The 19532-nt window shown below is 72.6% G+C and carries 15 protein-coding genes and 2 tRNA genes; 12 read left to right on the forward strand and 5 right to left on the reverse strand.

Going from position 1 to position 19532, the window contains the following annotated elements:
• The first annotated feature begins 131 nt into the window (after positions 1 to 131).
• Both DVR05_RS02805 and DVR05_RS02810 read left to right on the forward strand, forming a co-directional pair.
• Entirely contained in the window at positions 132 to 779 is a 648-nt protein-coding gene (locus tag DVR05_RS02805) for a DUF6230 family protein (RefSeq protein WP_116244221.1), read from the forward strand.
• Positions 780 to 783: 4 nt separating this feature from the next.
• Complete coding sequence (locus tag DVR05_RS02810; RefSeq protein WP_116244222.1) at positions 784 to 2193, forward strand: DUF6114 domain-containing protein; 1410 nt, start codon at positions 784 to 786, stop codon at positions 2191 to 2193.
• Positions 2194 to 2240: 47 nt separating this feature from the next.
• Here the strand turns inward: DVR05_RS02810 and DVR05_RS02815 are convergent, their stop codons facing one another.
• Positions 2241 to 4055, reverse strand: coding sequence for a UvrD-helicase domain-containing protein (locus DVR05_RS02815; protein WP_116244223.1), 1815 nt, complete (start codon positions 4053 to 4055; stop codon positions 2241 to 2243).
• 886 nt (positions 4056 to 4941) lie between these two features.
• Here DVR05_RS02815 and DVR05_RS02820 point away from each other — a divergent pair.
• Both DVR05_RS02820 and DVR05_RS02825 read left to right on the forward strand, forming a co-directional pair.
• Positions 4942 to 5547 carry a vancomycin high temperature exclusion protein gene (locus tag DVR05_RS02820; RefSeq protein ID WP_116244224.1) on the forward strand — a complete coding sequence of 202 codons (606 nt, stop codon included), beginning with the start codon at positions 4942 to 4944 and terminating at the stop codon, positions 5545 to 5547.
• Between the two features lie 148 nt (positions 5548 to 5695).
• Positions 5696 to 7135 carry a hypothetical protein gene (locus DVR05_RS02825; protein ID WP_116244225.1) on the forward strand — a complete coding sequence of 480 codons (1440 nt, stop codon included), beginning with the start codon at positions 5696 to 5698 and terminating at the stop codon, positions 7133 to 7135.
• A 13-nt stretch (positions 7136 to 7148) separates the two neighbouring features.
• On the opposite strand, the gene DVR05_RS02830 is transcribed toward DVR05_RS02825, so the two are convergent.
• Positions 7149 to 7919: a vancomycin high temperature exclusion protein gene (locus tag DVR05_RS02830; RefSeq protein ID WP_369974488.1), complete on the reverse strand. Its 771-nt coding sequence runs from the start codon at positions 7917 to 7919 to the stop codon at positions 7149 to 7151.
• 126 nt (positions 7920 to 8045) lie between these two features.
• On the opposite strand from DVR05_RS02830, the gene DVR05_RS02835 reads away from it, so the two are divergent.
• Positions 8046 to 9608 (forward strand): DUF885 family protein, encoded by a 1563-nt coding sequence (locus DVR05_RS02835; protein ID WP_116244227.1) that lies wholly within the window; start codon positions 8046 to 8048, stop codon positions 9606 to 9608.
• A gap of 195 nt (positions 9609 to 9803) precedes the next feature.
• Here DVR05_RS02835 and DVR05_RS02840 read toward each other — a convergent pair whose 3' ends face one another.
• Positions 9804 to 10805 (reverse strand): N-acetylmuramic acid 6-phosphate etherase, encoded by a 1002-nt coding sequence (locus DVR05_RS02840; RefSeq protein WP_116244228.1) that lies wholly within the window; start codon positions 10803 to 10805, stop codon positions 9804 to 9806.
• A gap of 66 nt (positions 10806 to 10871) precedes the next feature.
• Complete coding sequence (locus DVR05_RS02845; protein WP_116244229.1) at positions 10872 to 11852, reverse strand: MurR/RpiR family transcriptional regulator; 981 nt, start codon at positions 11850 to 11852, stop codon at positions 10872 to 10874.
• Positions 11853 to 12108: 256 nt separating this feature from the next.
• On the opposite strand from DVR05_RS02845, the gene DVR05_RS02850 reads away from it, so the two are divergent.
• From DVR05_RS02850 to DVR05_RS02875, 6 genes are all read left to right on the forward strand, one after another.
• Positions 12109 to 13839, forward strand: a complete 1731-nt coding sequence (locus DVR05_RS02850; protein WP_232831947.1) for an AfsR/SARP family transcriptional regulator — start codon at positions 12109 to 12111, stop codon at positions 13837 to 13839.
• A 127-nt stretch (positions 13840 to 13966) separates the two neighbouring features.
• Positions 13967 to 14152, forward strand: a complete 186-nt coding sequence (locus DVR05_RS02855; RefSeq protein ID WP_116244231.1) for a hypothetical protein — start codon at positions 13967 to 13969, stop codon at positions 14150 to 14152.
• A 160-nt stretch (positions 14153 to 14312) separates the two neighbouring features.
• Positions 14313 to 14385 (forward strand) — tRNA-Lys (locus DVR05_RS02860).
• 185 nt (positions 14386 to 14570) lie between these two features.
• Positions 14571 to 14643 (forward strand) — tRNA-Lys (locus tag DVR05_RS02865).
• Positions 14644 to 15050: 407 nt separating this feature from the next.
• Positions 15051 to 15533 (forward strand): septum formation family protein, encoded by a 483-nt coding sequence (locus tag DVR05_RS02870; RefSeq protein ID WP_116244232.1) that lies wholly within the window; start codon positions 15051 to 15053, stop codon positions 15531 to 15533.
• Positions 15534 to 15747: 214 nt separating this feature from the next.
• Positions 15748 to 16362: a septum formation family protein gene (locus DVR05_RS02875; protein ID WP_232831948.1), complete on the forward strand. Its 615-nt coding sequence runs from the start codon at positions 15748 to 15750 to the stop codon at positions 16360 to 16362.
• A 65-nt stretch (positions 16363 to 16427) separates the two neighbouring features.
• On the opposite strand, the gene DVR05_RS02880 is transcribed toward DVR05_RS02875, so the two are convergent.
• A complete protein-coding gene (locus DVR05_RS02880; protein WP_232831949.1) occupies positions 16428 to 18035 on the reverse strand; it encodes an alpha/beta fold hydrolase in 1608 nt (535 codons plus the stop codon).
• A gap of 360 nt (positions 18036 to 18395) precedes the next feature.
• Here DVR05_RS02880 and DVR05_RS02885 point away from each other — a divergent pair, with 360 nt between their 5' ends.
• On the forward strand, positions 18396 to 19484 hold the full coding sequence (locus tag DVR05_RS02885; protein WP_116244234.1) for an ABC transporter permease: 1089 nt from the start codon (positions 18396 to 18398) through the stop codon (positions 19482 to 19484).
• Positions 19485 to 19532: the final 48 nt, after the last annotated feature.

The following is a 19532-nucleotide window of genomic DNA, read 5'->3' on the forward strand; positions in this document are numbered from 1 at the left end:
TGTGACATTTTCTATTGTAACGTTCGTCACTACCGCCGAGTAGGTGTGTTCCATGTAACACGCGAGGCGCGCGTCGGCGCAACACACGTTCCCCCTCGCCGCCCCGGGCGGCGAAACCCTGGAGGTTGCAGATGCCCAAGCCTTCCGATGAGGCGCTCCAGGCGTCTCAGGACGCGCCTGAGCAGTACGACGGTGGCGGAGGCACACGGTGGCGGAGGTTCGCCCTCATCGCCGTGCCCGGTCTGACGGCCGCCGCCGTCCTCGGCGGGATGACGACGCAGGGGCTCCTGGCCGCCTCGTTCGCCGTCTCCGGTGACAGCTTCAAGATGTCCGCTGACCAGCTCACCGGACAGGGATTCACCCAGTACGGCGACGTCGCCGAGTCCGTCGACGGCTCCGGCCGCGCCGTCGGACTGTCCACGGTCAACACCGCCGACCTGGAGAACCTGTGCATGTCCTCCCTGTGGGACCTGGGCATCGGCGAGGCCACCCTGGTGATCACCGCCGGTGAGACGGACCCGGTCCACGGCACCGACCTGGTGCTCGACCTCGAACAGCTGCGCGGCAACGCCGAGTTCGACCAGATCGAGATCGGCCGCGACGCCAGCACACTGGACAAGGCCGAGGGCGGCCAGGGCCCGGCGGGCGGGTTCGGCCTCCAGGCGGACGAGATCCGGGTGGCGGACGTGGAGCTGACCACCTGGGCCGTCACCTCCGGCTCCCTGCGGTTGAGCGGCCTCAACCTGGCAGTCCTCCCGGGCAACCACGAGTGCTTCTGATCCCATGGCCCACGCACTCGACGCGCTCGGCACGGTCTGGGGACGGTTCCGTTCCTGGCGGCGCACCCGACCGTTCTGGGGCGGCCTGCTGCTCGTCGCCGCGGGTGCGGAGCTGTTGGTCGCACCCGCCGCGCAGAGCCTGATCCTGCCGATCGACCTGATCATCTACGCCGGCATCGCCGGTGTCTCGGGCACCCTCATCGGTGTCCTGCTGATCGCGATCGGGGTGCTCAGCTGGCTCCAGCCGGTGCAGCACACCTTCTTCGGGCTGGTCGGGCTCCTGCTGGCGCTCGTGTCCTTCGTGACGTCCAACTTCGGTGGGTTCGTCATCGGGATGCTGCTCGGCATCGTCGGCGCCTCGCTCGTCTTCGCGTGGGCACCACGCGTGCGGCGGCGACCACCTGGTCGCCGCCGCACGCGGCCCCGCCGCCGTGCCGACACGCCGACCGGGGAGGAGCCCGGACAGGACATCGCGGACACCGACGCGGAGGACGGGGGTGAGGAGGGCGGTGCCGACGGGGCCGTCTCCCCGGGCGGGACCCGCCCCCTGGCCGCCCTCGCGCTGCCGCTCGTGTTCACCCTGACCGTCACGGCCGCCCAGGCGCCCGCCGACTGGCCCTGGGACTGGTTCCTCCCGTCGGGGGACGAGGAGGAGCAACCCTCCGACCCTCCCGCCGACGGCGCCTCCCCCACGGACACCCCCTCTGGAGACCCCTCCGCGGAGCCGACGGCCGACCCCACCGACGAGGCCCCCGACGGGACACCGGAGGGACCCGGTGACCGCGAGGACCCGGCCGACCCCCCGGCGGAGGACGGGAACGAGGACGAGGCTGAGGAGGAGGAGACCGAGGGCGCTGAGGACGCCGACCCGTCCGACTGCCCGATGGTGACCGGCCGGACCGGTGTGGCCGAGACCGAGGAGCAACTCCTGTCGGCCGTCCGCGCCTGCCAGGCCGCGGCGGAGGAGGGCGACCTCCCGGACGTCGCGGTCGAGGCGGACTACGACTGCTTCTCCGGCGCGACCAGCACCGGCGGCCTGACGGCGGACCGCCTCACGATGAGCGGGGCCAGTTACGAGGGGGTCGTGGAGTGTCCCACCGCGGACGGCCCCCGCCGTTACCTCCGGCTCTCCATGAACCGGGCGAACCTGCGCGGCGCCGAGCTGTGGTTCGAGGACGCCGGGGCCCGGATGAGCCTCGGACTGCCCACCCTGATCATGGAGGGCAGCGTGGAGATGCACGTCACCCGCATGCACGTGCGCATCCTGGGCATCCCGCTCACCTTCACCCCGGACTTCCCGCCCCCGCTGCTGCTCCCGTACATGATCGTCACCGACGTCGACGTGGCCAACCCGATGGCCAGCACCGACCTGATGACCATCCCCGGCTTCGACGGCCGGTACAACGGGGCCTGAGGCCCGGCGTCGACGGGGGCGCCGCGACCGGCGCCCCCGTCGACCACTCACCAGGAGTCGGCGATCAGACGGCTGGGCCGCCCCACGTGCGACACGTACAGCGCGTCCCTGGCGCGCGTCGCGGCGACGAACAGCAGCGTCCGCTCCTGCTGGAAGGTGTGCTCCAGGGCGACCTGGTCGCCGTCGGCCGCCTCGATGGCCGCCTTCGGGGGAAGCAGGTGGTCGCTCACCCCCACCAGGGCCACACAGCGGAACTCCTGTCCCTTGAGCTGGTGCATGGTGCCGACCCGCACCGCCTCGCCGCCGTCAGGACCCTCCAGCGGCGCGGTGCGCACGTCGCGCGCCTCCAGTTCCTTGGTGACGCCGCGCGCCACCCAGTGGTTGCGCCCGGCCACGGCGATCTCGCTCGGGCTGACCCCTGCCTCCAGCCACACCCGGACCCAGTCGCCGAGCGCGGAGAGCTCCTCGGCGCGGTCGGCGCACCCGCGCACCACCGGCGCCGGGCCGCGCAGGAGGGAACGGTAACCGGCCAGGGTGTCGGCGTCGTCGTCCAGCCCGAGGGCGGCGCGGCGGCCCAGGATCGGCATGCTCCAGTCGAGGATCTCCTGGGTCACCCGGTAGCTGACCCGCAGCCGGTGGCCGCGCCCGCGCACGTTGATGCCGAGGGAGGCCAGCGAGACCCGGTTGTCGGACACCCGCTGGTGCGGGTCGCCGACGATGAACAGGTCGTCCGGGCCCTCCGGAACGGCGGCGCGGAGCATCCGCCACTGGGCGGGGTGCAGGTCCTGGGCCTCGTCGACCACGGCGTGCCGGAACAGCGGTCCGCCCCGCTCCAACAGCCGCGCCGCCTCGGCCGCCAGCTGGGGATGGGACCACAGGCCCTCCACGCGCATGGCCCCGGCGTAGCGGCGGACGGTCTCCCACACCTGGCGGCGGTGCTCGGGGGCCAGGTGCTGGATCCGCCCGCTGCGCTCGCAGCGGATGTACTGCGGCAGCAGCTCCAGGTTCTGGGCGAGGATGACCTGCTCCCACTCGTCGACGAGGAAGCGGCCGGAGAAGGGCAGCCCGTCGGCGACCGCCAGGGCGCGCCAGCGCTGGGCCAGCTCGTCCCCGCTGAGAAGGCGGGGCGCCACGCTGGAGTGCGCCTGGACCACGGACCGGGCGAGGCTGTCGATGGTGGCCACCCGCACCCGGGAGCGGGTGCCGGGGTCGGGCAGCAGCTGGTCGAGGCGCTCGGAGAGGGTCTGGGCCAGTGACCGGTTGTAGGTGGTGAGCAGGACCGACTCGCGGGGGTCCTCGGGGCGGGCGGCGGCGTCGCGCAGGGCCAGGTGGGCGGCCCGGTGCAGGGCCAGGACCGTCTTTCCGGTCCCCGGACCGCCGGTGACCTGGGCGGACCCGTTGAAGTGCGCCTCGGCGAGTCGGTGCTGGTCGGGGTGGAGGGTGATCTGCCACTGGTCGAAGGGCGCGCGCAGGGCCCCGGCCAGCTCGGGCGGACCGGTGGGTGTGGGGTCGACACTCCCGGGGCCGGCGACGGTGGGGATGCCGGGGCGCAGCCCGCGGGCGAAGCGGAGCGCCTCGTCGCGGGGGCGCACGGCGATGAGGCGGTACTCGGGGATGTCGCCCTCGGGATGGTCGGCGGAGGAGCGCTCCTCGACCTCGGGGTTGGGCAGGACGACGCCGGACCAGTCGGGGGCGATGCTGACGATCCGGACACGCGGGTCGGCGGCGCCCTCGACGGACTCCAGCGCCGGGTGGTCGCCTGCCTGGTAGGCGCGCATCGCGGTCAGCGCGAGGAGCTGGACGTCGGGCGTGAGGCGGGAGAAGTCGCTGAGAAACGTCGGGGCGATCGCAAGGGCGGACACGTCGTGGTTTCCTCCGGTCTTCGACCAGGTGGTGTCGGGCGGTGCTGGGCGGTCGGAGCGGATGGTGTCGGGCGGGCGGCGGCGTTCGGCGCGCCGTCGCTCTACGTGAATGATGCTCGCGGCGGAATTCCGGCAAACGCCGCGATGAAGGCGATTCTCGGCAGGCTCGGAGAGCGGATGAGGGTTCGTGTCTGTGCAGCTCACAAGGGTATTTGCGGAAACCAGTTCGATGGATTCGGGAAACTTTCCCCGGGCTTGCGGGGGGGTGGCCCCGTGACCTGCGGTTCTTCCTGTGCCTCCTGAGTCCGTAAGTGGCTTATTGTCCTGTCCGAAATCCGACTCCGAAGGGATCGAACCCCTGATCCAAGCCGGAGACGCGGAGAGGCCGAGGCGCCCCCGGACGTGGACGGGGACGACCGAAAACGGGAACGCGCCGTGACGGCCCGGGGGAACCGGGCGGCCGACGCGTCTGGCGGCGCACGACGGGAGAGGACCCCGGGACGGGTCCACCGCCGACGGCGTGGCCGGATCCGGACACGCCCTGTCCGTGCACGCTCCCACACGGGATCGTGTACGGCACGGAGCACGCGGACCACGCGTGGTTCAGGACCCTGCCGGGGTCCGTCCTACCCCGGCAGGGTCCTCAACCACCCTGGAGATCCAGGTACCCGGCACCGGTCGGCGGCAAAGCGCTCCGGGACCGGCGACCTCGCGGCTGGCGGGCTCCGGCGTCGCCCGGCCTCCACCGGACGCACCCATGATGGCTCGGGGGAACGACAAAGCGACGGTCGGTGCTCCGCCCCGTGTCGCGGCGGACCCGGCGTCGGCACTCCACCGGTGCGCCATGATGGGTGTGCGCAGGCGTCGCAGGAGGAGGGTGGCCGGGGTGGCTGTGTGGATCGTGGCGATCGGGGTCGGCGTGCCGGTCCTGGCACTGGCGCCGTTCGCGTGGACGTACCTGGCCAGCGCCGGTCGGCGCAGAAGCCCGCTGACGGTGCCGTACCGGCCCGTCGCCGTCGTCCTGGGCGCCGCGGCCTGGGACGACGGGCCCTGCCCCCTGCTCGCCCGCAGGCTCGACATCGCCGTGCGCCTGTTCGAGGAGGGCCGGGTCGGACGGATCATCGTCTCGGGCGACAACCGCGAGGTCTCCCGTCGGGAGACCGACACCATGACCGAGTACCTGGTCGCCCACGGGGTTCCGGCCGACCGGATCGACGCCGACCGCTACGGGTACCGGACCTGGGACACCTGTGTGCGGGTGCGCGACCTGTTCGGGGTGGCAGAGGCCACGATGGTCACCCAGTCCTTCCACCTGCCCCGCACCGTCGCGCTCGCCCGCGCCGCCGGGATCGACGCCGTCGGGGTCGGGGACCCGAGCCTGGGGGGCCGACGCCGGTCAACGGTCGTCGGCTACGCGCGGGAGGTCGGTGCGGCCGTCAGGGCCCTGCGCGACGCCGTCCGCCGCCCCGCCCCGGCCCACGCGGAGCCCTGACGGCCGACCGTCGGCCGCGAGCCCCCGGTTCGCGCGGCCGACGCTCCGCGTTTCCCACCTTCCAACTGCTTGTTTGTAGGCTCCAGAGCAGGAAGGAGGTGGGTGCCGCCTCCCCGCCGAGGAAGGGCGGTCCACACCCACGAACACCATGAACGCCACCACGGGTAACAGCTCACACGACGGCGCGCGGGAGGTGGACTGGGTCGCTCTGGCCCCCGAGGGGGGCGAGCGCATCCCGGAACTCCTGGAATCCCTCGCCGGAAGCGACGCGGCGCTCTCCGAGCTCCACGACATCATCCACTTCCCCGCACCCGGCCACCGCGCCGCACCCCGGGCGGTCGACTTCCTGGTCGACATCGCCTGCTCACCACAGACGCCGGTCATCGACCGCTGGCGTCCGCTCAGCCTCCTCCTGGAGCTGGTGAGCGGCCACGCCGAGGACCGCTTCCCGCGGCCCCGCGACCTCCAGCAGTGGCGGGACGAGGTCGCCTGGGTGACCTCCAACGACGCGGAGAAAGTACGCGAGCAGTACCGGACCTGGATGGCGGAGGCCCCGGACGAACAGCAGTACCGGCGCATGCGCAACCGGCTGGCCGTCCTGGAGGAACCCGACGGCGCCGCCGTCCTCCAGGCCGAACTGGACACCCACGAGGCGATCCGCGCACGCGTCACCGACCTGGTCACGCTCCTGCGGGGCAGCGGCAACCGGGGCGGCCTGGACCGGGCCGGGGAGTGGGTCAGCTACGTGCTCGCCTTCCTGCACGAGGACGCCGAGTTCATCGCCGCCGAGATCACCGGAGCCTCCCAGTTCCTGCTCGCCAAGGACCTGCGCGGCACGCCACCGGCGCCCACCTCCTACAGCGAACTCAGGAACGGCATCGACAACGGGGAGCCGCTGGCCGCCGAACTCTTCGCCCTCGGCCTGCTCGCCAGCCCCGAGGACACCGACACCACCGTCGCGCTCGCCCACGAGATGGCGGGCGGGAACCTCTACAACGCCTTCGCCGCCTCCGTGGCGATGGTGCTCATCCACGGCGAGAACACCCCACGCGAGGGGCTGCGCCGGATCGGTCGCGGCGGCGGCACCCACGTCGGCTACGAGGGCCTGTTCAACGAGTCCTGGCCGCACTGCGGCACACGCTCCCCGCAGGTCCTCGGGTTCCTGGCGCTCGGCCGGGCCGGCGACCGCGCCCGCCGGCTGCGCCTGGACATGCTGCCGGGGCTGATCAAGGGCGAGCCCGCCTCGCGCGCGCTGGTCACCGGCGTCGGTCTGGAGATGGTGCTGGGTCCCCGCTGCCGGGAGTACTCGGCCGAGGAGCACGCCCGGGCCGACTACGACGAGGAGACGCTCAAGGTCCTGTGGGCGATCGCCGAACTGCCCGCCTCCGCCTGGGAGGACGCGGAGTTCACCGACACCCTGCGCGCCTGGGCGCTGCCGGAGGACCCCCAGGAGTTCTGCGAACTCGTCGGGGTGGAACCCGAGCCCGCCGAGCCGGAGGCCGCCGAGACCCCCGAGGCGGGGCCCGGGAACCGGGCCGCCGAGCGCGGGGGCCTGCTCGGGCGTCTGTTCGGCGGCCGTCAGGGGTGATCCCCCGGAACCGTCAACCCTGGTCGGCCGCCTCGGCGGCGGCCAGGGCCTCGTCCACCCCCGACTCGTACTCGCCGAGGAACACGGGGTCGGGGCGGAACACCATCGTCAGGAACGCGGCCGCGGTCGCGGGGACCTCCCGGACCCAGCCGTAGACGGTGGCCGCGGTGCGCTCGCGCAGACTGGAGTCGGCCACCCCCACCGCGTCGATCCCTGCCGTCCGACACAGGCCCACGGCGCGCGGCAGATGGAAGTCCTGGGTGACGACCGTGGCCTCCTCCACCCCGAACACCTCGCTGGCCCGGGCGCAGGAGTCCCAGGTGGAGAAACCCGCGTAGTCGGTGACGACGCGGTCCCCGGGGATCCCAGCGGCCACCAGGTAGTCGCGCATGGTGTCGGGCTCGTTGTAGTGCTCGACACTGTTGTCCCCGCTGACCAGGATCGCCTGGACACGGCCGTCGAAGTAGAGGTCGGCGGCGGTGTCCAGGCGACGGGCGAGCAGCAGGGTCGGGTGTCCGTCGGGGCGCACCCCCGCGCCGAGCACGAGGGCCACCGGGCGGTCGGGCACGGTCGCGGCGGAGTGGCGGTCGTCGGCGGTGGACACCAGCGACCACACGAACGGCGCGCAGCCCAGCAGGACGGCGGTCACGGCCAGCGCGCCGAGGATCCGCCGCCAGGGACGGCCCCCGGGCGCGCCGGTACCGTCCCCGTCGCGGTCGGCGGACTCCTCGTGGGCGTCGCGGTCGTCGGCGGGCTCGGCGGGCGTGGAGTCAGGGGTCGTCACACCCGGGGAGACGATCCGAGGGGCGGTCGGGTTCCGGGTCGGCTCCGTGTTCGCGTTCCCGCCGCTCCCGGGTCTTGGCCGGACGGGGGGTCGAGGTCCGCCGCGGTGATGGTCTAGGGTCATCGGATGTCTGAGAAACCGCGACACGAACTCTCCCCGCGTCTGCGGGCGCTGGCCGACCTCACCCCCGGCGCCATGCGCGAGGGCGCGGGCATGCACGAGTACGACGGCGTCGTCGCCGACCTGTCCCCCGAGGGCGTCCGCGCGGGCCTGTCCGCCCTCGGCGGAGCCCCCCTCGACGACCCCCACGACGAGGCCCACCTGGCCGCGTTCGAGGACGGACTCCGGGTGGAGCTGGGCGAACTCCAACTGCACCGCGCCAACCCGCTCCACCACCTCGGTGAGCTCGACGTGTCCTGCTACGACCGGGACTACGCCCCCAAGGAGGAGCGCGACCGCGCCAGAACCGCCCACCTGGAACAGTGGCCCGGGGTCGTGGACCACGCGATCGAGGCCCTGGACCGCCTCTCCGCCCCCGTCGCCCGGTCGCTCCTGGGCGCGGTGAAGGGAGTGGCCGAGGGGCTGCCCGACACCGTCCCGGACGAGGTCCGCCGGACCGCCCTGGCCGCCCACTCCCGTCTGGTCGCCCACGTGGAACAGGCCGCCGCCTCCGGCCCCGGCAGCGCCGCGCTGGGCGCGGACGGCCTGAGCAGGCTCATGGGCGTCTCCGAGGCCACCACCGTCGACCTCGCCGACCTGGCGGCCCGGGCCGACGCCGAACGCGACCGTCTGCGCGAGCGGCTGGCCGAGGCCACCGCACGCCTGGCGCCCGGCCGCGACCCGATGGAGGTCAGCCGGGAACTGACGCGCCGGCACCCGGACGCCGAGGGCGTCCTGGACGCCGCGCGCCGCTGGACCCGGATCGCCCTCGACTTCACCGCCGAACGCGGTCTGGCCCCGTACGGCGACGGTGAGTGCAGGGTGGACGTCTCCCCGCCGTCCCAGCGGTGGGCCACCGCGATGATGGCCTGGTCGGGGCCGTGGGAGGCGGACACCCCGTCCTTCTACCACATCACCCCGCCCGACCCCGCCTGGTCGGCGGAGGAGGCCGCGGAGTGGCTGGAGATGTTCAGCCACACCACCCTCCCCGCCGTCAGCGTCCACGAGGTGGCGCCCGGCCACTACTCCCACGGCCGCGCGCTGCGCCGGGCGCCCAGCGCGGTCCGCCGCGCCCTGCACTCGATGACCTTCGCGGAGGGATGGGCGCACTACGCCGAGGAGATGTGCCTGGAGGAGGGCTTCGGGGCCTACGCGGCCGAACGCCTGGGCGACCCGGAGTGGAGCGCCGCCCACTACGAGATCGGGGTGTGGCTGGAGGCCCTGATCCGGGTGACCCGCCTCTCCGTGGCCGTCGGTGTGCACACCGGAGGGATGACCGTGCGGGAGGCGGCCGCCCGCTTCTCGGCGGACACGCCGCTCCAGGGGCCCGCCGCCCTGTCCGAGGCCAACCGGGCCACCTTCGACCCCACCTACGGCCGCTACACCTGGGGCAAGCTGGAGATCCTCGCGCTCCGGGAGCGGGCCCGGGAGCGGTGGGGGGACGGCTTCTCCCTCGCCCGCTTCCACCGGGCCATGCTCGACCTGGGCTCGCCCCCGCTCGGCCTCCTCGACGCGGCCCTGGAGGGCTAAGCTGTGCTTGCTTTGGTCCTCCGCTGCGCTTCGGACCGTGTTCGGGCGCCCTCAAGGCAGGGATTCTTCCTCCTCGGCCGCGCCTGTCGCTCGTTCCTCGCCACGCGGCTCGCCTCGTCGTGCAGAACCCTGCCGGCGCCCGAACGGTAACCCCCTGGGGTGACCGTTCGCAGGACGGGCCCAGAGCAAGCACGCTCACACCGTCTGGTCGGGTACCCCCAGCTCGGCCAGGGCGGCGCGGACACGGCCCCCACCAGTGGACAGTGCCCGCGCCGCCCGCCGCGGGTCCACGTCCGCCAGCAGCGACACCAGCGCCACACGGGTGTCGCCGTCCGCCGCGGCCAACGCCTCCGCGCACGCCCGCTCCTCCAGCCCGGTCGCCTGGGACAGCAGGGTCACCACGCGCCCGCGCAGTTTGCTGTTGCTGGCGTCGACACCGACCATGAGGTTCGAGTAGGTCCGCCCCATCCGCACCATGACGGCGGTCGAGAACGCGTTCAGCGCCAGCTTCTGCGCCGTCCCCGCCTTCATCCGCGTGGATCCGGCGATCACCTCGGCCCCGGTGTCCATCCCCACATGCACGTCCACCCCCGCGGCCAGCGGGGCGTCCGGGTTCGCGCTGATCAGCACCGTCGCCGCCGCCCGCTCCCGGGCCGCGGCCAACGCGCCGCCCACGTAGGGGGTGCGTCCGCTCGCCGCCAGCCCCACCGCGAGCGATCCGGGCGCCACCCCGGCCGCGGCGATCCGTCCGGACTCCCAGTCGTCCTCGGTCCCCTCCACCGCGCGCGCCAGGGCGTCACCGCCCCCCGCGTGGTGGGCGACCACCCAGTCGGCGGGCACCCCGTAGGTGGGTGGCAGTTCGGCGGCGTCCTGGGCCGCGATCCGCCCCGAGGTCCCGGCGCCGAAGTAGTGGATGGCCGCGCCCGACTCCAGCGCCGCCACCCCCAGGTCGACGGCGCGCGCCAGTTCCGGCAGGGCCGCGGCGACGGCGGTCGGCACCGTCATGTCCTCCGCGTTGATCTGCCGCAGGATGTCCAGCGACGGAAGCAGGTCGATGTCGTGGGTCCCCGAGTTGCGGGCCTCGGTGGGCGACCGGACGATCACCGTGTCGCCGCCTTCCCGGGGCCGGGCGGCGCGGTGCTCCCCGGCGCCGCCGTCCGTACCGCTGTGCACAGCGCTCTCCTGTTCGGTCCGCACCGGCAACCGTTCCCTTCCGTCGGTGGTCGCCCCCGCACCGTCACCGCGGCGCCGGGGCGGGGCGGATCACTCGTCGTCCACGCTCGTGGCGTGGGGGGCCGCATCGCTCCTGCGGCGTTTGCGGTCGTCGTTGATGCGCAGGCCCCGGACCGCCTCGTAGGTGGTCTCCAGAGCGGTGCGGCTCTCCGTGTAGCGGCTCTGCGCCAGCCCCACGAAGAGGCAGTCCACGACCGTGAGCTGGGCGAGTCTGCTCGCGGTCGCCCCCGACCGGAACGTGGTCTCGCGGGCCGCCGTGGTGAGCACGTGGTCGGCGAAGCCGACGGGGGAGCGGGGGAAGTTGGTGATGGCCACCGTCCGAGCTCCGCGCCGCCCGGCCTCGGTCAGGGCCTGCACGGTGTCGATCGTGGTGCCGCTGTGGGAGATGCCGATCGCCACGTCGCGCTCGTCGAGCAGGGCCGCGCTGGTCAGCATGACGTGCGCGTCCGACCACGCGAAGGACGTCATCCCGATCCGGTGCAGCTTCTGCTGGAGGTCGGCGCCGACGAAGGCGCTCGCGCCGACCCCGTACACGTCGATCCGGCGGGCCGCGGACATGGCGTCGATGACCGCGCGCAGCACGTCGACGTCGAGCGCCGCTCCGGTCTCCTCGACGGCGCGCGCGTCGGTGTAGGCGATCTTCTGGACCACGGTGACCAGGGTGTCGTCCGGATCGATGTCGCTGGCCATCTCGGGTGCCCCGGAACGAGCCCCGCGCGCCTGACCGGCCTCCGTGGCCAGGGCCAGGCGCAGCTCGCGGTAGCCGCTGAAGTCGATGGTCCGGCAGAAGCGGATCACCGTGGCCTCGGAGGTGGCGCAGTCCTTGGCGAGCTGGGTGATGGACGACGCCGCCGCCCGCTCGGGGTCGTCGACGATGCGTTGGGCGACCCGCCGCTCGGCCGGGGCGAGCGACGGGATCAGCGACCGGATCCGCAGGACCGTGGTGGGAACGGCGGGGGCGGTGGCGTTCCCGGCGGCCTGGTCGCCGGAAGACTTCGGGATTTGCGCCATGGAGGAAAGTTTCTTTCGGTCGTGGTGCAGAGTCAACGCGCGGAAGGGAAAAAGCGGGAGAATCAAGGATGACAAGGCACGCCCTCGGCGGCAAGTACCAGGGTGGCGATTGCGAAATCCCAGTTCAGGGGGCACTCTGGGGGCGGGGCGCCACGGCCCGCCCGCTCACGTCGGCGCTGTTTGGCAGGGGGATGGTGCTGTGTCGCGACGCGACCCGGCAAGACGCCGGTACGCCACGACCACCGACACCCGACCCGTGGAACCGTCCTGGAGGGGACACCCGTCCGCGGGGCTGCGCGTCACGGTCCTGGGTCGCCTCGGCGTCGAGGTCGGCGGGGACGCGCTCCCGTTGCGCGGTGACAGGCGCCGGGCCCTCCTGGCGGCCCTGTTCCTCGGTGCGGGGCGGACCCTGGCCGTGGGCGACCTCGTCACACGCGTGTGGGGGGTGTCGTCGAACCAGGCCAACCGCAGCGCCCTCCAGGTGCACGTGGCGCGCGCCCGCGCCCTGTTCGACGCGCACTGCGGCCGCCCGCTCATCCTGGGCGGCGACGGCGGTTACCGGATCGAGCTCGACGAGACCGAGTCCGACCTGCTCACCTTCCGCTCCCTGGTCCGCCAGGCCGACGCCGCCGACACCCCCGAAGGCCGGACCGACCTGTTGGTCCACGCCCTGGGCCTGTGGCGCGGGCCCGTCCTGGGCGACGTCACCAGCCCCGTTCTGCACGCCCGCGACGTCGCGCCGCTGAACGAGGAGCTGCTGCGCGTCGCCGAGGCGGGGTTCGGGGCCGCACTGGAGCGCGGCGACCACGAGGAGGTCGCGCGCCGGGTCGCCTCCGTCGTCGCCGACCACCCCGAACGCGAACCCCTGGCCCGCATCCACATGGTCGCCCTCTACCGGTCGGGGCGCTCCAGTGAGGCGCTGCGCGTGTACGCGCGCACCCGTGCCGTTCTCGCCGAGCGCCTCGGGGCGGATCCGGGCCGGGAGCTCCGGGAGACCTTCCACGGCATCCTGCGGGGCGACCTCGACCGGGTGCCGCGCGTTCCGCGCCCCCGTGCCCTGGGCGGCCCGGACGCGGCGGGGCGGGAGGGAACCGCCCGCCCGGCTCGGGGGGCCGATCCCCCCGAGCCCGGAGTGGTCCCCGCCGAACTGCCCGCGGCGGTCGTGCCCCTGGTGGGCAGGGACCGGGCGCTGGCCGAACTCGACCGGCTGGTCGATCCCTGCGCTCTGATGCCCGGAAGCGTACTGGTGCGCGGACCGGCGGGGGCGGGGAGCAGCGCCCTCGCCGTGCGCTGGGCGCACGGCGCGGCGGCGCACTTCCCGGACGGCCAGCTCTACGTCAACCTCCGCGGTGAGGACGGGCGGCCGTACGATCCGGCCGAGGCGCTGCGCCGCCTGCTGCGCTCCCTGACCGGGGGCGCCGAGGTCCCGGACGGCCTGGGCACGGACGAGGTGGCGGCTCGGGCACGGACGCTCACCGCCCGCAGGCGCGTGCTGCTCGTCCTGGACAACGCCGTCTCGGCCCGGCAGGTGCGCCCGTTGCTGCCCGGCGGGACGGGGTGCGCGGCGGTGGTCACCAGCCGGCACTGGCTGACCGACCTGCTGGTCCGGGACGGGTTGCGGGTGCTGCCGGTGGGAGCCCTGGCGCGGGAGGAGGCGGTCGCGCTCCTGGAGTCGCTGGTGGCTCCCGAGCGCCGTTCCGGGGAGGGGCTGGAGCGGCTCGCCCAGCTGGCCGGGTGCCTGCCGCTGCCGTTGCGCATGGCGGTCGCGTGGCTGGACACCCGTCCGGACCGGTCGGTGGACGACCTCGTGCGGGCGGTGGAGGGGGTGGACCCGGCACACAGCGGAACGCCCGCGGCCCGGATGGCCGCGGTGTTGCGTGCCGGGCCCGGGGAGGGCCGTCGCGGCCGCGGGGAAGTACCGGCCGGACCCGGCCCACCGGCCACGAGTCTGCGGCCCCCGTCTTACGCTCCGCTTTCGCCCGGGTGAGCGCCGCCGGCCATGGGGGAGAAGAGGGTCTCGGCGGAGCGTGAGAAACCCAGGGGGCGGTTGTGATCTCGGTTCGATCCGTTCTCGGGGGTCCTCACGGTCCACACGAGTCGCTAATGTCGATCACATGACACAGAACAATGATCCCAACAACGACCCGGCGGGTAACACCCAGCACTTCCGCCGCTTCGTCAACGAGAATCCCGTGAGCGACGAGCCCGCGCGCAGACCGATCGTCCCGCTGGTCCTGGCCGGTGTCGGCGTGGTCCTCGTCATCGCGGTGGCCGTCGTCATCTTCCTCGCTCTCACCTAGACCGCCCGTGCTTTCCGTGCCGTCGCCGTGCTTCGGCTCCGAGCACGGGCCGGGGTGCCCCGGGCGGCCGTTCCATCGGTTCGCGGCCGCTCCGAGGTCCTGCTAAGGTTGTCGTTGTCGCCAGGGAGCACGGCCCACCGGCCGCCCTGGAACACGACCAGCGTCGTTAGCTCAGTTGGCAGAGCAGCTGACTCTTAATCAGCGGGTCCGGGGTTCGAGTCCCTGACGACGCACGCCACAACGGTCCCGGTCGGGAGGCATGCCTCCCGACCGGGACCGTTCGTCTTCCCCGCCCTCCATCCGCGTCCACCCTGGTGGTGTGCCCCACACGGGGCGGCTGGCGGTTCGGGGCGGTCCAAGGATCCGGTAGAGTTGAATCCGTTGCCGCGGCGGTCCGACAGGACCTCCGGGACGACGCGCGTCGTTAGCTCAGTTGGCAGAGCAGCTGACTCTTAATCAGCGGGTCCGGGGTTCGAGTCCCTGACGACGCACAGACGAGGCCCCGGTCGCAAGACCGGGGCCTTCGCGTTTGCAGGGGTGTGATCCCGGCCATGCTGCCCCTCGCCCCCTTTCGGCGGGGCGCCGCGCCGCCGGCGAACTCCCCGAAGGCCCACGGTTCAACGGTTTCCCGGTTCCCCGGCCCGCGGAGAATGGCGTTCCGCCGTTCCGGCCGGCCCCCGTCCCGGGCTCTGTCGTGGGTGTGGTCTAGATTGGTCATACCTCTCGCCGAGTGGAAATTCATCCGTCATGACCTGCGGAAACCACGAAGTGTAGTCAACTTTTCGCTATTCGTCGTTTTCTTTATTTCGAATTGACATCCCCCGCCCGGTGGGGAACTCTTACGACTCGCGCCCCCCTTCCGCGCGAGATCACCCCTGAACACACCCGGAGTACCCTCATGTCTTCCCTCTCCCCCGCCGTCCGTGCCGCCCTGGTGTCCGCGACGGCCGTCGGCGCCGCGTTCGGCCTCAGCGGCTGCGGCGCCCTCATCTCCGCGCTCGGCGGGGGCAACACCCTTGAACTCGCCGTCGGCGACTGCTTCATCGAGGACGAGATGTACAGCGTGGGCAGCGACAGCGAGGTGACCGACGTCCCGTTGGTGGACTGCTCCGAGGAGCACGACTCCGAGATCTACTACCTGTACGACCTGGAGGGCGACAGCTTCCCGGGGCTGGAGGCGGCTCGGGCGGACGCTGATGAGACCTGCACGGCCCAGGCCTTCACCGACTTCGTCGGCGTCGAGTACGCGGAGTCGGAGATCTACGCCTCCTACCTCGTCCCGACCGAGCTTTCCTGGAACACGGCAGACGACCGTGAGGTCGTCTGCTACCTGTTCACCGACGAGATGACCACCGGTTCCCTCGAGGGCGCCAACCGCTGACCCCCGCGTCCGCGGACACCCGTGACCGACCCCGGGGTCGGTCACGGGTTCTTCCGTTCCACGGGTGGCGGAAGATCATCGCGGCCCGCGGTTCCGGAGCCCGGGATTCAGCTCGATCGTATCGATTCGGTGACATACCGAACGCCGCGCTCCTTCCGTGCGTCCGCACAGGTGTCGCCGACCCCCGTCGGTGCGAGTACGACGATCCTGTGGGGTGACCGTGGAGTCCGATGCGTGCCGTTCGATACTCGGCCGAACCGCCCTGGGCCTCCTGGCCGTCGGCGTCGCCCTGGCGCTGTCGGCGTGCGGCCCCGTTCCCCTGCTTCCCCCCGCCCTGAGCGCTGGCGAGACCGACGAACCGGAACCCGTCGACCCGCCCGAGCCCACGGGCCCGGAGCCGCGGCCGACCTCGGAGCCCACCCACACGCCCGAACCCCCTGAGCCCTCCGGTCCGGAGAGCGTCAGCGTCTTCGACCTGGAGGAGGGCGACTGCATCACGGACTACACCATCGCGGGCGACGAGAGTATCTCCGAGGTCCCGGTCGTCGACTGCGCCGAACCGCACATCTACGAGATCTACTACGCGGGCGACCTCGACGGCGACGAGTACCCCGGGGAGGAGGAGGTCGTCGAGATGACCTCCGAGCGTTGCGAGGAGGAGTTCGCCGAGTTCGTCGGCGTCCCGTCGGAGCGGTCCGAACTGGATCACAGTTGGCTGTTCCCCACCGAGGACGGCTGGAACGGGGACGATGACCGCGAGATCCTCTGCCTGGTCCACGAGAGGGGCGACGGCCAGGTCAGCGGCAGCCTGGAGGGCGCCCATCGCTGACCCCGGCCGGGGGAACGGCCCGCACCGGGGTTTGGTGCGGGCCGCGTCACGGTCGGGCCGGTTCCCTAACGGAGGGGTGTCGGGATCGGGAGACCGCCCCGCGCGGCCTCCCGCGCCTCGGACAGCAGTGCGGTGATCTCGGCCGCCGCCAACGGTTGATCCGCGGCCGCCGCCGGTCGCGGAAGACCCGCGCACGTGACGTCCTCGGGAGCGGCGCCGTCCACCAGGTAGGCGTCCACCGCGTCGGTCACGCAGGACATGCCGGGCATGCCGTAGAAGGCGTGCCCGCCCTCGTCGGTGACGGTGACCAGACGGTGCCCCAGGCGCTCGGACATGGCCACGCCGCTCGCGTGGGGGGTCTGGGTGTCGAACTCCCCGGCGACGACCAGGCCGACGGGGTACCCGTCGCGCTCCAGTTCCACGAGCGGTTCGACCGGATCGTCGGAGGTGAAGGAGCACGGCGTCGGCGCGTGCCAGGCCGCGCCGACGCCGAACGGGTGCGCCTCGCGGACCTCCCGCATGTCGGCGTAGTAACGGGAGAGGCGGCCGGGCCACTCCGCCTCGCAGATCACGGCGATGGTCAGGCTCGGGTTGGACACCTGGTAGTCGGGCTCCTGCGTGGTGGGGGCCGCCGTCGGGGGGAAGGGGATGTCGTGGGCGAAGTGGGCCAGAAGACCCGTGGTCACGTCCCACTGGCCCTGGAACCGGGCGACCTGGCCGACGAGGAAGTCGAAGTCGTCGTTGGTGAACGCGTATCCGTCGGGGTATCCGGGCACGTCGGTGCGCGGCGCGCGTTCGAGGCTTCGGGACGTCTCCTCGAAGGCGGCCAGGACCTCGGCGGAGGTCGATCCCAGACCGTACACGTCGTCGTGCTGGGCGACCCAGGGCGTGTAGCGCTCGACGTTGCGGGTGTAGGCCGGGGCCATCTGGGTGAAGACACCGCGCCAGAAGCCCTCCGGCCGCACCGCGGAGTCCAGGACGCTGCGGTCCAGCCGGTCGGGGAAGAGGCTGCCGTAGACCGCGCCGAGGTAGGTCCCGTAGGAGTAGCCCAGGTAGTTGAGCCCGTCCTCCCCCAGGGCGGCCCGGATGACGTCCATGTCCCGCGCGGTGTTCGCCGTGGTCATGAACGGTCGGACGTCGCCGTCCGCTCGGTCGCAGGCGCGTTCCGCGGTGATCGCCGCCCGGGTGATGCCGCTGAAGTCCCCGTCGTCCGGGCGGGGCGGGCTCGACAGGCCGATGTCGTCGACGCCGCAGTCCAGGCGCGGCGAGGAGGCGCCGCTGCCGCGCGGGTCCATGCCGATGACGTCGTAGACCTCGGCGATCCGCTCGCCGCCGAGCCCGAAGCCGATGCCGCGGTCCGGATCGGGGGTCACCGGCAGGACGCGGCCCGTGCCGCCGGGACCGCCCGGGTTGGTGAGCAGGATCCCGCGGCGCCGTTCGGGGTCGGTGGCGCGTCTGCGGCTGATCGCGATGGTGACGCGCGCGCCGTCGGGGCGGGCGTAGTCCAGGGGCGCCTCGACCTCGGCGCACTCCAGTCCCGCGAGGATCGGCTCCTCGCACGGCGTCCACACGACCTCCTGGCCGTGGAACTCGGCGAGGGGGTCGGTGGGATCGGCGGCGGCGGGGGAGGCCGCCACGAGGGTGAGGGTCAGGGCGCCCACGAGGACGCTCACGGTTGACGTGGTGATCGTGCGTGCTCCGCGCACGTGTCGCCTCCGCTCTTCGCCCGAGCCGTGGGGGTGCTCGGGTGACTGTCGTCGGAGCGTCACCGTACGAATCGGGAGATGCACGACAACACTGACAAAAGTTGTGTAAGGCGGGTGTTGGCCGGATGCGGACAGTCTGAATTGTGGCTGAACGTCACTGTATGAGTTGTTTGTGGAACTGATCGTGTCGCGCTCCAGACGCCGTTTGGTCACGGGGGTGGCGTGCGACACATCCGGCCGGTTACGGTGATTTTCTATTAGGAAACTTTCCTAATAGATAAACGGACGCCCCCGCACACGGCTCGACCCCCCGCTCGAAGGAGCACCGTGACCACCGACATCGCGGCCTCCCCACCACCCTCGCCGCCCGCCGGGAACGCCTCCGTCCGGAGGCGGGCCGGCTCCCTCTGGCTCCGCGTCTGGCGCCACCACGCCGTCGTCAGGGTCCGCAAGGCCGTGACCGTCGTGTTCGTGGTGGCCAACGTGACCTTCTTCCTCGGCCGCGCCATGCCCGGCGACCCCGTCGACGTCATGGCCGGACGGCTCACCCAGGGCGGGATGAGCATGGAGGAGGCCCGGGCGATCGCCACGTACTCCCTGGCCTACGACGTGGACGCGCCCCTGTACGAGCAGTGGTGGGACTTCCTCGTCGGCCTGGTCACCTTCGACCTGGGCGACACCATCAACCGGCCCGGCGTCACCGTGATGGAGGCCATCAGCGCCTACCTGCCCTGGACGCTGTTCAGCATCGGGACCGGAACCCTCATCGCCATCGCCCTCGGCCTCGCCCTGGGCATGGTCATGGCCTACCGGCGCAATCAGTTCCTGGACCACGTGCTCAGCGTCGTCGCCTCCGTGCTCGGCGCCATCCCCAACTACCTCATCGCCATGCTGCTCGTGGCCGGAGGGGGGATGTACCTGGGCTGGTTCAACCCGATCGCCCTGCGCGGGACGCTCAGCCCCGGGGTCGAACCCGGTTTCACGGCGGAGTTCGTCGGCGACGCCTTCCTCCACGCGCTCCTGCCGATCCTCACCTACGTCCTGGCGATCATCGGCGTCTGGATGCTCATCATGAAGGCCTCCACCACGGAGGTCCTGAGCGAGGACTACGTGACCGTCGCCCGGGCCCGCGGCCTGCGGGACACCCGCATCGCCTCCGCCTACGTCGGGCGCAACGCCGTCCTGCCGCTGGTGGCGCAGATCGCGATCTCCTTCGGGACCCTGGTCGGCGGCGCGATCTTCGTCGAGGAGGTCCTGGTCTACAAGGGCGTGGGCGGTCTCCTGCTGGACGCCGTCAACTACCGCGACTACCCGCTGCTCCAGGGCCTGCTGGTCATCATCACCTCGTGCGTGGTCCTCGCCAACCTCGTCGCGGACCTGCTCTACAGCCGCCTCGACCCGCGCATCCGCGACTAGGGCCGCCGCGTCATGCACCGATCCACGCGCGACACGCGCGCCACACGA

The organism is Nocardiopsis sp. FIRDI 009 (assembly GCF_003386285.1).
GTDB lineage: Bacteria > Actinomycetota > Actinomycetes > Streptosporangiales > Streptosporangiaceae > Nocardiopsis.

Bases quoted from the DNA above. Each gene is read 5' to 3' on its own strand.
- DVR05_RS02805 (WP_116244221.1), top strand. From the start codon at position 132: ATGCCCAAGCCTTCCGATGAGGCGCTCCAGGCGTCTCAGGACGCGCCT.
- DVR05_RS02810 (WP_116244222.1), top strand. From the start codon at position 784: ATGGCCCACGCACTCGACGCGCTCGGCACGGTCTGGGGACGGTTCCGT.
- DVR05_RS02825 (WP_116244225.1), top strand. From the start codon at position 5,696: ATGAACGCCACCACGGGTAACAGCTCACACGACGGCGCGCGGGAGGTG.
- DVR05_RS02835 (WP_116244227.1), top strand. From the start codon at position 8,046: ATGTCTGAGAAACCGCGACACGAACTCTCCCCGCGTCTGCGGGCGCTG.
- DVR05_RS02845 (WP_116244229.1), bottom strand. From the start codon at position 11,852: ATGGCGCAAATCCCGAAGTCTTCCGGCGACCAGGCCGCCGGGAACGCC.
- DVR05_RS02855 (WP_116244231.1), top strand. From the start codon at position 13,967: ATGACACAGAACAATGATCCCAACAACGACCCGGCGGGTAACACCCAG.
- DVR05_RS02870 (WP_116244232.1), top strand. From the start codon at position 15,051: ATGTCTTCCCTCTCCCCCGCCGTCCGTGCCGCCCTGGTGTCCGCGACG.